The 12,300-nt window shown below is 70.0% G+C and carries 7 protein-coding genes and 5 pseudogenes; 8 read left to right on the top strand and 4 right to left on the bottom strand.

The genetic code is table 11. From position 1 onward, the window contains the following. The 3 genes and pseudogenes from BCD49_RS38085 to BCD49_RS38075 form a co-directional block, all read left to right on the top strand. The coding region (locus tag BCD49_RS38085; protein WP_274535056.1) for a group II intron maturase-specific domain-containing protein at positions 1–503 on the top strand (503 nt) is incomplete at its 5' end. Between the two features lie 879 nt (positions 504–1,382). Beyond that, complete coding sequence (gene ltrA / locus BCD49_RS38080; protein ID WP_083401952.1) at positions 1,383–3,182, top strand: group II intron reverse transcriptase/maturase; 1,800 nt, start codon at positions 1,383–1,385, stop codon at positions 3,180–3,182. Positions 3,183–3,256: 74 nt separating this feature from the next. Then, positions 3,257–4,042: pseudogene (locus BCD49_RS38075) on the top strand (IS1380 family transposase); the annotation flags it as partial. Between the two features lie 686 nt (positions 4,043–4,728). Here BCD49_RS38075 and BCD49_RS41650 read toward each other — a convergent pair. Then, a pseudogene (locus BCD49_RS41650) lies at positions 4,729–4,878 on the bottom strand (IS6 family transposase); the annotation flags it as partial. 204 nt (positions 4,879–5,082) lie between these two features. Between BCD49_RS41650 and BCD49_RS46700 the strand changes: the two are divergent. After that, positions 5,083–5,498 (top strand): annotated as a pseudogene (locus tag BCD49_RS46700) (aldo/keto reductase); the annotation flags it as partial. Between the two features lie 22 nt (positions 5,499–5,520). Here the strand turns inward: BCD49_RS46700 and BCD49_RS45645 are convergent. Further along, the gene (locus BCD49_RS45645; RefSeq protein ID WP_007516257.1) at positions 5,521–5,880 is read right to left on the bottom strand and encodes a hypothetical protein; all 360 of its coding nucleotides are present in this window, start codon (positions 5,878–5,880) and stop codon (positions 5,521–5,523) included. A gap of 559 nt (positions 5,881–6,439) precedes the next feature. Here BCD49_RS45645 and BCD49_RS42920 point away from each other — a divergent pair. From BCD49_RS42920 to BCD49_RS41640, 3 genes and pseudogenes are all read left to right on the top strand, one after another. Continuing rightward, positions 6,440–6,565, top strand: a pseudogene (locus BCD49_RS42920) (IS6 family transposase); the annotation flags it as partial. A gap of 539 nt (positions 6,566–7,104) precedes the next feature. Then, complete coding sequence (locus BCD49_RS38065) at positions 7,105–7,488, top strand: hypothetical protein (RefSeq protein WP_007516255.1); 384 nt, start codon at positions 7,105–7,107, stop codon at positions 7,486–7,488. A 142-nt stretch (positions 7,489–7,630) separates the two neighbouring features. Next, positions 7,631–7,918: pseudogene (locus tag BCD49_RS41640) on the top strand (WD40 repeat domain-containing protein); the annotation flags it as partial. A gap of 256 nt (positions 7,919–8,174) precedes the next feature. Here BCD49_RS41640 and BCD49_RS38055 read toward each other — a convergent pair. Next, positions 8,175–9,077, bottom strand: a complete 903-nt coding sequence (locus tag BCD49_RS38055) for a helix-turn-helix domain-containing protein (RefSeq protein ID WP_007516253.1) — start codon at positions 9,075–9,077, stop codon at positions 8,175–8,177. A 127-nt stretch (positions 9,078–9,204) separates the two neighbouring features. On the opposite strand from BCD49_RS38055, the gene BCD49_RS38050 reads away from it, so the two are divergent. Next, positions 9,205–10,188 (top strand): NAD-dependent epimerase/dehydratase family protein, encoded by a 984-nt coding sequence (locus tag BCD49_RS38050; RefSeq protein ID WP_007516252.1) that lies wholly within the window; start codon positions 9,205–9,207, stop codon positions 10,186–10,188. A 318-nt stretch (positions 10,189–10,506) separates the two neighbouring features. Here the strand turns inward: BCD49_RS38050 and BCD49_RS38045 are convergent. Continuing rightward, the coding region (locus BCD49_RS38045) for a CHAT domain-containing protein (protein WP_131803654.1) at positions 10,507–12,300 on the bottom strand (1,794 nt) is incomplete at its 5' end.

Here is a 12,300-nt window from a genome sequence, read left to right as displayed (position 1 = left end):
GGCTGCGCCTGTCCGAGGCGAAGACTCAGGTCACGCATCTGGATCGGGGTTTCGACTTCCTCGGGTTCCGCATCCAGCGGCGCCGCAAGAGGGGGACAGACAAGTGGTACGTCTACACCTTCGTAGCCGACCGGGCGATCCGGGCGGTGAAGGCGAAGATCAGGGCCATGACTCCCAGGGAATCACATCAGGGCCTGGAGGACCTGCTGACCTGGATCAACAGGGTCACGCACGGGTGGGCCGGCTACTTCAAGCACGCCGTGGCGAAGCACGTGTTCAGTGCCATCGACAGCTTCGTCTGGTGGCGTCTCGCTCGGCTGCTGATGACCCGGCACCGCTGGAGATGGAAGGAGTTCCGCGCCCGATATAYCACCCCCACCGGGAGGTGGTTGAACTACTGGGCCGGTACCACCGAGTGGAAGCGGACCGCCAAGATACCGGTCACCCGGTACCGCTACCGCGGCACTCGGATCCCCACCCCCTGGGCCCCACAACCCGCATAACGGCAGGGACCATGGAGCGCCCGGTGCGTCGAAAGGCGCACGCCGGGTGCGGAGAGAGGCCGTGGGAAACGGGCCGGGAGTAATCCCGGCACCGCGCCCACGGCCTACTCGACGGGTTCCATCCGCTGTGGGCGTTCGTCGACCACGGCCAGGACGGCACCGGGGAGCCGGCGGCGGTACTGCTGCGGGCGGGCAACGCCGGGTCGGTGCGACACGAGGTCGCACGAGTTGAGTGGTTGCACCGATTGGGGGTTCGGCTGATGTCGACGGTGTAGCTCGGGCCAGTGTCCAAGGCCTGTCCCCACCCTGACGTGCGTCGCTGGTAACGGCGGGGTGCGAAGCTCGGGGAAGAAGCCCAAGGGTTGGCGTTCCGTCCGCCGGCCACAGGCAAGGGGAAAACCGGACGGGTGAACGTGAGTGAACCCTTGATGATGCCTCGTCACGTTTGAGCCCCGCAGGCGGAAGGTTCCAGCGGGGTTTAGGGGCTGGCCGTTGCGAAACGGCGGGTGCCGGTCGGACAGCTGAACCGTCGGCCGGGTGGACACCACCGTCCCCGGGGTTTAGAGGGCGCCCACCCCGGTTGTGTCTCGCTCGTGTGGAACGTGGAAACCCCGACGGGGTCCGTGCAGGTTTCCTGCGCGGTGGGCTGACCGTGAGGAAGGTCGATCCCCTGGCGGGAACAGGATGGCCAAGAAGCGAATGCCGGTGCGCCGAAAGGCGACGGGAAACCGGGACGTTGTGGCGGCCACCTCCGTCGCCGGTTCCGGATAACCGGCCGGATACGGGCAGGTGCCCGGCCCGAAAGGGCGCTGACGTGGCCAGGTGGGCTTGTGGAGACCGAAGCCAGGAGCACCTGAACCGAAGGGCAAGTTGGACGCCATGACCTTGGACATGCTGGAACAGGCCTTGGCCCGTCCGGCGGCCGATGCTGTGGTGAACGGACCGGAGGGCGCGTGCCCGGACTGGCTGTCGATCGACTGGCGGCAGGCCGAGGACGACGTACGGCGGCTACGGCAACGCATCTTCACGGCATCGCGGGCTGGGGATCTTAAACGGGTCCGTAGCCTCCAGAAGTTGATGCTCCGCTCCAGGGCGAACGCTGTGGTCAGCGTGCGCCGGGTGGCGGAGCTTAACGCCGGCCGCCAGACAGCGGGCGTCGACGGGAAGGCCGCGCTGTCGGTGTCCCAGAAGGCCGAGCTGGCCGGCTGGGTGCAGCGACGGTCGGCCCGGTGGTCGCCTCTGCCTGTCCGGCGGGTGTTCATCCCCAAAGCCAACGGGAAACGCCGCCCGCTCGGTATTCCGGTGATCGCCGACAGGGCGCTTCAAGCCCTGACGRCCAACGCCCTGGAACCCGAGTGGGAAGCCCGGTTCGAGCCGAAGTCCTACGGGTTTCGTCCGGGCCGCGGCTGCCATGACGCGATCGAGGCGATCTTCACCACTGTGAGCGGGCGCAACCCGCACCGCCGGTGGATCCTCGACGCCGACCTGGCCGCGGCGTTCGACCGCATCGATCACGGCCATCTCCTGAAGCTGCTGGGTACTTTCCCCGCCAGGGGCAGGATCGCCGGGTGGCTGAAGGCCGGTGTGGTCGAGCGGGAAAGGTTCACCCCGACCGGGGAGGGGGTTCCCCAAGGCGGCGTGATCAGCCCGTTGTTGCTAAATGTGGCTCTGCACGGTCTGGAAACGGCAGCCGGTGTCCGTTACCACCCCGGGCATGTCAAGCACGCCGGGGGCGTGACGGCTAGAAGTCCGCTCGTGGTGAGGTATGCCGACGACCTGGTGGCTCTTTGCCACAGCGCCGAACAGGCGCAGCAGGTCAAGGAAAGCCTCCAGCGGTGGCTTGCGCCCAGGGGTCTGGCCTTCAACGAGGACAAGACACACATCGTCCGCCTCGAAGACGGTTTCGACTTCCTCGGGTTCAACATCCGCCGTTACCGCAACGGCAAGCTGCTGACCAAACCGAGCAAGGTAGCGGTGCACAGCATCCGCCGCAGGCTCGCCGCCGAGGTCCAAGCCCTGCACGGGGCCAACGCCGAGGCGGTCATCACCAGGCTCAACCCCGCGATCCGGGGCTGGGCCGCCTACTACCGCACGGCCGTGTCCAAGGAGATCTTCTYCGCCTTGGACCACTACGTGTGGATGCTCACCTACCGGTGGGCGCGACGGACACACCCAAACAAGGGGAAACGGTGGGTGGCAACCCGATATTTTCGGGCCTTCCACCCCGCCAGGGGAGATCGCTGGGTGTTCGGTGACCGCGACAGYGGCCGCTACCTGGTCAAGTTCTCCTGGACCCCCATCGTCCGCCATACCCTGGTCAGGGGCCGGTCGTCACCCGACGATCCGACCCTGGCCGAGTACTGGGCGATCCGGCGGCGACGCGGCAAACCACCGCTGGGACCATTCCTGACACGCCTGCTCCGCAAACAGAACGGGCGCTGCCCGGCCTGCGGTGACCTGATATTGCACACAGGCCAGGAACCGCAGAGCCCACAGGACTGGGAACAGTGGCTCACCGCGCTACGAAAGGCGATCCGCCGAACAGCGATCACCGCGCCGAACCACCCGGCGGACGACAACACCCGCTACCTGATGCACCCTTTCTGCGCTCGCCGGCGTGACGCCACGACGCGCAAGACGGCACGACTTCCGGCCCGCGAAGCCATCGGGCCTGCTTGAGCCGTGTGCCGGGAAAGCTGGCACGCACGGTTCTGAGGGGGCCGGAGCGCAGCAATGCGCTCCGGCTACCCGACAACACGGCGACCGACCACATCACGGTCGCCACCGACGCGCTCGCCCACCTGCCCCGAGATCTGCGCCGATCGCGCAAGGTCCTCATCCGCGCGGACTCAGCCGGTGGCACCCACGTCTTCCTGGACTGGCTATCCCAGCGCCGGGTGGGCTACTCGGTCGGGTTCACCCTCCCCGACGACGCCGCCGTCCTGATCGCCCGGCTACCGAAGACAGCGTGGACGCCGGCCTACGACGCCGACCGGCAGCCGAGACCCGGCGCGTTCGTCGCCGAGCTGACCGGCCTGATGGACCTGTCCGGCTGGCCACCGGGGATGCAGGTCATCGTCCGCAAGGAACGACCGCATCCCGGCGCGCAGCTGCGGATCACCGACGTCGACGGCAACCGGATCACCGCGTTCGCGACGAACACGCCCCGCGGCCAGCTCGCCGACCTCGAGCTGCGCCACCGCCGCCGCGCCCGCTGCGAGGACCGGATCCGCGGCGCCAAAGACACCGGCCTGACCAACCTGCCTCTGCACGACCTCGCCCAGAACCAGGTCTGGTGCGCCCTGGTCACCCTCACCCTCGCCCTCGACCTCGTCGCCTGGACCCAGATGCTCGCCCTGCCCGACGGGCCGGCACGGCGATGGGAACCGAAACGGCTGCGCCACCGGATCTTCTGGCTCGCCGGCCGGCTCGCCCGCCACGCCCGCACCGTCGTCCTGCACCTGGCCACGCACCACCCCTGGGCAGCGCTCACCACCCAGGCGATCAGCACCCTGCACGCCATACCCAGCCCCGGATAACCCGGGCCACCGACCTCCCACCCCTACCTACCAGGAGCAACACCACCCGGACGTGGACCAGGCGCCCACCTCGCGCGACAGCGAGGCGCCCGACCACGGCCACACCCGACCTGACCCACAAAACTCAACATCAACAAGGGTGAGAGGACAACCCGCGATCACACCCAACCAACCGATGAAAGATCCGGGCTAAGCCAAGGGCGCCGGACGAGCAGCAGCTCAGGACTCGAAGGTCATCCGCACCTGCCACCAACCCTACGAACCACTACCAGCGCGGCAACGAAACGGAACCTCATGGTCACCTAACAAAGCCCTACTAGACACACCGCCGCTTCAGGGCGGCAAGGTCAAGCCGACTGTCGCCACGCTGTACTGACCCTTTGACCTGGGACAGGAACCATTGCCGGCCGACGCCCTCAGCGCTCGTTRCCATGTTCTGGCCGCGGGCGGAAGGTGGGGCCACTCAAATCTCTCAAAGCCAGCACCCGGTCGGGTACGCCTGTCATTGACACTATTCGTGGTCGGATGCCGTCGCTACTGATCGTGGCGATTGRCACCCTTTGGACGCATTGCCGCTTCGAGAGGGCGTGGTCCCATACGGTCGGTCCTGCGTTCTGACCTGCTGCTGCCGAGATGGCGCTGCATGGGCCGATGCGAGGCATGACGGCCTCTGGTTGCGGTGGCGGTCAGATGACCGTGGTGAGTTCGGTGAAGGCGGCCGCGGGCCGCTGACGTGGTTCGACGTCGATGCCCAGTTCGTAGTGGCCGCGGCGGAGGTTCTGCACGAACGCGTGCCCAGCGCCGACGACCTGTGCGGAGCGCAGACGTTTCAGACCTCACGGCGACTACGTCTGGTACCGGCGCCGACGTCGGAATTTTTGTGCGGGAATGTCTATCCCACCAGGTCCGGCTGGTCGGGTCCTGACGTGCTGGGCGCCAAGGCTGACGACGCACCGGGAGCGTCGGTCGTCGCCCACCGGCAAGTCGTTGCCGAAGCCCGTCCACGAGCACCAGGCCACGGGCATGAAGCGGCCCGATGCTCCCTGAGGGAACTCGGCATCGGACTGACCGCCTACGGAGTCCTCGGCCGGGGCCTGATCTCGGGCCATTGGAGCTCGGACCGTGACGCCGGATCCGGCGACCTCCGCGGCGTCAGCCCGCGTTTCACTAGCGGCAACGTGGAGCACAACCTCGCCCTGGTCGACGCGCTGCGCCCGGTCGCCGAGGCGAAGGCTGCGCAGTCCCCCAGCTCGCCATCGCTTGGGTCGCCGCGTGGGCGATGACATCGTGCCGCTGGTCGGTGCCCGCGCCCGTGAACGTCTGGTCGAGGCGCTGCCCGCGGTGCGGCTGCGGCTGACCGCCGGCGACCTCGCCAGGATCGAAAAGGCGGTATCGGCTGGGGCCGCGCGGCGACCGCTGCCCGGCCGCCCTCATGTCCAGCCTCGGCGTCGGGAACCARGGGGCCCGTCCCGCGCGGGTCAAATCCGATCGGCGACGGTGCGAGCCAGGTTCTCCAGGGGGCCCCGGTTGTCCGCCGGGTCGTTGCCACGGACGAGATTGATCGACACACGGGAGTCGCCCTTGGCGACGAAGACGGCGTACTCCCAGATGTAGGCCTCGTCGCCGATACCGGTGAGCGGCTGCATCGTGTGGCCGGTCCCGCGATCGGCCGTGTAGTAGTCGACCGCGGTCTGACCGACGCGGACCTCGACCTGAGCCGTCGGTCCGTCGGGCGTCGCGGCATAGACGCAGGTCTCGTCCTCCGCGACCGGACTGAGTAGCGCGGTTCCCGCGAGCCGCTCAGCCTCCCGCGCTGAGACGACACCGCAGGGATTCAAAGACGGTTCCGCCGGCGCCGACGCCGGGGATGCGGTGGCCGGAGCCCCGGCCGTGGCCGGTGTGGCCGCCGCGGTCCGCGGTGTCGTCCCCGCTGCCGTCGACGACGCGCCGCCGTCGGCGGAACCGCCGCACCCGGAAATCCCGAGGATCCCGATGATCACAGCCGCCAAGGGACCCGCGCACGCGACGAGACGGGCGCGACTGACTGCGGGACTATCCACGTGCTCCCCCGATACCGTCATCCGCCGGCGCTTCCCCGCGCCAACCGGGCAGACCAGGAGGCTACCTGGCCCGACCTGTGGTGTTGCCCGCCTCGGCCCCGTCTGCGTCCCACTCGTCGAGCAGCCGAAGATCACGCTCGCGGCGTCCGGGCTCCCCACCCGGTCCGCCGCCGCAAGCACAGCGTCTTGGAGGCGCAGCGAATTTGGACGTGCCCGGTCCTGCCGCGCACAGCGGTTTGGCCTCACCTTCGCCGAGGCGGCCATCGATGCTGGCGACGTCGTCGTAGCTGCGGTCCGTCGCCTCGCGACGATGGACGCGCACGCGGGCCCGGTTCCCCAGGTCATCGCCTCCGGGCACGCCTTCGTCCAGAACGTTCGCCGCGGCCACTACGAACTCGCCACCGACACCGAACCCCACCGCCGGCTCGCCGCAGCCTTCACCGAGCTGGCCCTCACCATCTGACCAGGCCGCCAACCCGCCGCTGCCATGCCTCGCGCTCGCTCAACGCAACAACGCCCTCGGTCCGCACCCGGGCGTGCCCGCGATCTGTCTCCATGCCGGGACCCGAACATGATCCACGCACGTCAGGCGGTATTACACGGTGCGTCCTCGTTCCTTCTCGGCTCTCCGAATGCATCGGCCGGGTTCTTCCGCCAGACCCCGGGCGGTAAGGAAGCTCCAAAGTCTTTGTCGGTGGTCCGACATGACATCGATATCGATGGGCATGTGCGGCGAGGCGGCGGCGTGTCAATATGCGTTCGGCGAGACACGGTCTTGGGCGGAATGGTCGCCGCCGCCGCGGCCCGGCCCGGTGGAGATCTTGTTCCACCACCGTCGAACAGCGGATCTCCTTCCGCCGGCGATCTGGCGCCGGGGGTGAGGGCTGAATGAACGGTATGTCGCATCCGTGACAGGCACACCTTGAACCGATCCGGACTGGCCAAAGTAAATGGCGGGCTGCGGCGGAAGATGTCCGCCGACGAACGTGAGGGAGATGCCCCATGGAGGCGACCCGCCAGAAAAGGGAGCGCTGGTCAATCGTGTGGCCGGAACCGCGGGTCGGAACCCGGGTGGCACTGGCGGTCCTCTATTTCACCCTCGCGGTCTCGATGATCTTCGTCGACCACGGCCTCGCGGTGCGCATTGTGGGTGCGGTCGAATTCTGTTGCCTCGGCGCCCGGGCGCTCGTCCCCTGGGGACAGAGCCGGGCCTGGGCTCGGCGCCATCCGGTGCTCGACGGAACGTTCGCCTTCCCGGCCATGTTCGTCGCGTTGCGTCTGCTGACCCACTTGTCGACCGGCGTGTGCGCCCTGCTTGCCATCCCGATCGGCATGGTTCTAGTTGCCTTCGCGGTGCTGAGGAGCCGCCGCGCTGCCTCCTCCTGAGCCGGGGCCGCGGCCCACCCTCCATCGGACGGTCTGCTGGCCACCGGCAGCGAGGACGGCACGGTGCAGCTGTGGGACGTGACCGACCGGACCGCACCCCACCGGCAAACCGCTCGCCGGCTACACCGACACGGTCAGCTCGGTGGCGTTCGGTCCGGACGGTCTGCTGGCCGCCGGCAGCGGGGATGGCACGGTGCGGCTGTGGGACGTGACCGACAGGGCCGCACCCCACCCCATCGGCAGGGCGCTCGCCGGCCACACCAACTGGGTCAACTCGGTGGCATTCGGTCCGGACAGCCTGCTGGCCGCCGGCAGCGGGGATGGCACGGTGCGGCTGTGGGACGTGACCGACCGAGCCGCACCACGTCCGCTAGGCGACCCCCTCACCGGCTCGGTCAGCTCGGTGGCGTTCGGCCCGGACGGGCTGCTGGCCACCGGCGGCGAGGATGGCACCGTACGGCTGTGGGACGCCAGCGTGCTTCAGGAGCTGCGGAACGCCGCAGTCCAGATGGCCCGCCAACGCGCCGGCCGGGGCCTCGACGAACAGGAATGGACCCGCTACCTGGCCGCTGAACCGTACCGGAACACCTGCCCGACCAGTGCCCCGCAGCCAGGCAGATCGCCCGATCTTGTCGGTAAACGGTCGTTTACCGACAAGATCGAGAAGCGTCCCGCTACGGATGCCGTCAGGTCGGCTGCGGTCCGCGGTGCGACGTACGGGCCGCCCCGGCGGCCTCGCTGTCGGGATCGCTCGCGGGGTCGCGAACCCGCAGCGCGTAGGAGGCCAGTAACGCGAGCTTCTCCTCAGCCGGCGAGCCGGCGGCGGCGTGCCACAGCGCCAGGACCTGCCCCGCGGCGCCCGGGATCGGCAGCTTCTCTCGGTAGAGCGTGAGTGCGCCGGCCTCGGGGTGGTGCACCGTCATGGTGGTGCCTTCGCGGCGGACGACGTCTTGACGTGCCCAGAGGGTGCGGAAGAGGTCGCTGGCCAGGGACAGCTCGCCCACGATCTCGACGAACCGCGGGTCGTCGAGATCGCTGCCCACCGAGGTGCGGAACCCGGCGATGATCCCCCGCGCCGAGTTCTCCCAGTCGGGGTAGAAGTCCCGTTCGGCGGGTTCGAGGAAGTAGTCGCGCACCCGGTTGCGCCCGACGACGAATCGCGGCGAGAGGACCGCCGCCATCGGGTTCGCGGCCAGGATGTCGAAGTACCGGCTCTCCACGAAGGCGGGGAACGTGACGGCGTCCAGCAGGGCGCGGATGTTCTCCGACACGACCTCGCGCCGGCGCTCGCGCCGCCGCGGCCGGCGGGAGTGGCCGTCCGCGAGGCCGAGCAGGTACTCCAGCCCGGCCGCGTCGAGCCGCAGCACCCGCGCCAGCGACTCCAGGACCTGCGCCGATGGGCTACGGTCGCGCCCCTGCTCCAGCCGCAGGTAGTAGTCGGCGCTGATCCCGGCGAGCATCGCGACCTCCTCGCGCCGCAGCCCGGGCACCCGGCGCGCCCCGAGCTGCGGGATGCCCGCCTGCTCGGGAGTGACCAGCGCGCGCCGGGCACGCAGGTACTCGCCCAGCGGGTTCGGTCCGTCGCTCACCCGTCGACCATAGGTCGGCCCGCGCCGGCGGTGGGGGGTCCTGCCACTCCCAGGAACGCCCGGGCACTCCCCCGCCCACGCCGCCGCCCGCAGGCTCGGCTGGAGCAACCACGACGGAAGGAACACCATGACAACCGATCTGGCCCTGGTCACCGGTGGGTCCGGATATGTGGGCACGCAGCTGATCGCCGCGCTGTTGCGCGGCGGAACTCCCGTGCGCGCCACGGTGCGCTCGCTGGAACGCTCGGACGGGCTGCGCGCGGCCGTGCGCCGCGGCGGCGCGGACGACGGCGGCCTGGAGCTGGTCGCCACGGACCTGACCGCGGACGACGGGTGGGCCAAGGCGATGACCGGCAGCGCGGAGATCTATCACGTCGCCAGCCCACTGCCCTACGTCCAGCCGGAGAACCCGGACGATCTGATCGTGCCCGCCCGCGACGGCGTGCTGCGGGTACTGCGGGCCGCGCGCGACGCGGGCGCCCGCCGCGTGGTGCTGACGTCCTCGTTCGCCGCGGTCGGATACACGCCCAAGCCCGGCGCCGAGTTCACCGAGGACGACTGGACCGATCCCGACACGCCCGGCCTCGCGCCCTACCCACGGTCCAAGACGATCGCCGAACGGGCCGCCTGGGACTTCATGGCGCGCGAGGGCGGCGACACGGAGCTGGTCGCCATCAACCCGACGTTCATCCTCGGCCCGACCCTCACCTCGGACCTCCGCTCATCCACCCAGCTGATCAAGGCGATGGTCGACGGGACGATGCCGGTCGCGCCCCGCGCCCGGTTCGGCCTCGCCGACGTCCGCGACGTCGCCGACCTGCACATCCGCGCGATGGCCGCGCCGAAGGCCGCCGGCCAGCGATTCCTGGCCGTCGCCGACGGCCCGACGATCAGCTACCTGACGGTGGCCCAGACCCTGCGCGCACGCCTCGGGCCGCTGGCCGTGGGCGTGCCCACAGAAGAGGCGCCCGGCGCCGACCTGCCCCGACCGATCATCCACAACGACCGCGCCCGCACCGAGCTCGGCTGGCGGCCACGCCCCGTCGAGGCAACGATCGTCGACACCGCCGAAAGCCTGCGCGACCTCGGACTCCTCGCACACAACGTCTAAAGCGGCGAGGGTTGGCCGCCGGGAATCGTGACCGTCGGCGGCACGGCCCGTCCCTGTCCTGTTCCCGTGATAACGCGGAGAAGACCATCCCCGTGACCCACGCGTCCGCGCAGGTCAACTGATCGTTGGTTGGCGTTCCCGTGATAACGCCTCATGTCATTCCCGTGATGACGCCTCATGTCATAGGAGACGGCCTCGGCGCCCGGGCGGCCTCCAGCACACCGTCGTCGCTGGCCACCGGGCTGGTGTCGTTGGTGTGCATCGTGTCGCTCCCCCAGGTATATGTCGGGGTGTCGGGCCTTGCGAGGGGCGTGGGTGTCAGATGCCGACGTGGATGTGGGATCCCCAGATCGACGGCATGCGGGCCCACAGGCCGCGGAGCTGGCGGGTGGCGGTGTGGACGGCGGCGGCGGCGTCCCCGGTCGTGGCGAGGGTGGTGTAGATGTCGTCGGCGATGTCGGCGGCGTGCAGGTCGCTGATCGGCCAGAGCGTGGCGATCACGTGCCGGTAGCCGGCGAGCTGGAACGCCGAGGCCAGATGGATTGCCTCGTCGGTCAGCCGCTCGCCTGGCCGGGCTGTTTCGCAGGCGGAAAGGAACGCCAGTTCCGCGTCGTGCAGGCGAAGCCGGGCGACGTCGAGGACGGTCAGCGGCCGGGTCTGGTGGTCGGCGAGCAACAGCCGGCTGGCGGACGGGTCGGCCGTGTTGGCGGTGCCGTGGCAGGCGAAGTGCGCCCATCGGGCGGTCGGTAGCCGGCCGAGCACCGCTTGCCTGGTTGCCTGCGGACCGGTGAGCAGGTCGACCTGGCCGGAGAAGCGGGCCTGCAGGCTGGTGGTTTCGACCTGGGCTCCGGGTAGGTCGGAGGCGTCGGGAGTGTGGGGCATGGCTACCGCGACCAGCCGGCCATCGTCCTGGAGGCTGACACGGCTGCCGCCCGGTAGCGGGCTGGTGCGGCGGGCGTGGGCCAAAGCCCGGATGGTGGGGGTGTACGAGGAGATCGCCCTGTCCAGGACGGTCGCCGGGGACGGGTCGAACCGGGTGTTGTGATGGCCGGCGGCGTGCACCGGCAGAAACGACAGGAGCCCCGAGGTGCACCACCACAACCGCGGCCACCGGCCGCCATTGCGCGGCGGGCCGACGACGTCCAGACGGTCGAGCACTGGGCCGGCGAGGACATCCCACAACCAGCCGACGATCTCACCCAACGGCCCCTGCGGCGCCGGGATGGTGTCATCCAGCGTGCCGAGGAGGGCGATCACCTGGTCGTGCACCGCCTGCGGCGTCAGCCCGGCCAGCGGCACCGCCTCCACCCCTCCGGCTGTCAGCAGCAGCGCATACGAACCGAACTCCGAGACCGCCACGACTACCACCGGGCCGTCAGTCGCCGTCGCCAACAGTTCCGCGACCGGCGGTGGATGGAGAAACCCCTCGAACCCGGCCAGCCCGCGAATCCGGGCGATCAGATCGTCSAACGCCACGCCTGCCGCCCGGCGTTCGGCGCCGGTCGCGGCCGCATCCTCACCGACCTGGGACTGCGTCAGCCCGGGCAGCTCGTCGGCCTGGTCCAAGGCGGTACACAGGTCGATGAACGATGCCGCCAGGTCGGGATGCTGCTCGGCAAGAGCGGTCACATCGGTGCKGGTGTCCAACGCCTGACCCAGCAGCACCCCCCGACCCTGCTCGAACAACTCCACCGCCCGGCCGATCAGCCCCGCCCGTACGCAGCAGGCCGCCGCGTCCGCGCCCAGATTCCCGAGCTCGGCCAGCAGATGCTCCTGATCGCCGCGCTTCAGGCTGCGCGGCGCGACCTGCCCCAGCAACTCGATCGCCGCGGCATACCCCGCCACGGCTTCTAGCCACCGCCCTCCGCGTGCCGCGGCCAGCCCCCAGCCATGCGCCGCGCCCGCCCGCACCCGCGGCGCCGCTCCGCCCATCCCAACCGCCGCCCGGTAGTCGCTGATCGCGGCGTCCAGGTCCGCCGGCTCACCGTCGCGTTCGAATCGGCTACTCAGGGCGTTGCCAAGGTTGGACAGCATCGCGGCGCGGTCGGGGTGATCGACGGGCGTGGCGTCCACCGCGGCCTGACCGGCCACAATCGCCGCGTCCAAGTCCGC

It is taken from the genome of Pseudofrankia sp. EUN1h (genome assembly GCF_001854645.1).
Classification (GTDB): Bacteria; Actinomycetota; Actinomycetes; order Frankiales; family Frankiaceae; genus Pseudofrankia; species Pseudofrankia saprophytica.
The sequence above is the reverse complement of the archived record's forward strand: the minus strand, read 5'-3'. Positions and strand labels throughout refer to the sequence as shown.

What these genes read in the sequence shown, in the direction of transcription:
- BCD49_RS38065 (WP_007516255.1), top strand. Translation starts at nt 7,105, where the DNA reads ATGGAGGCGACCCGCCAGAAAAGGGAGCGCTGGTCAATCGTGTGGCCG.
- BCD49_RS38050 (WP_007516252.1), top strand. Translation starts at nt 9,205, where the DNA reads ATGACAACCGATCTGGCCCTGGTCACCGGTGGGTCCGGATATGTGGGC.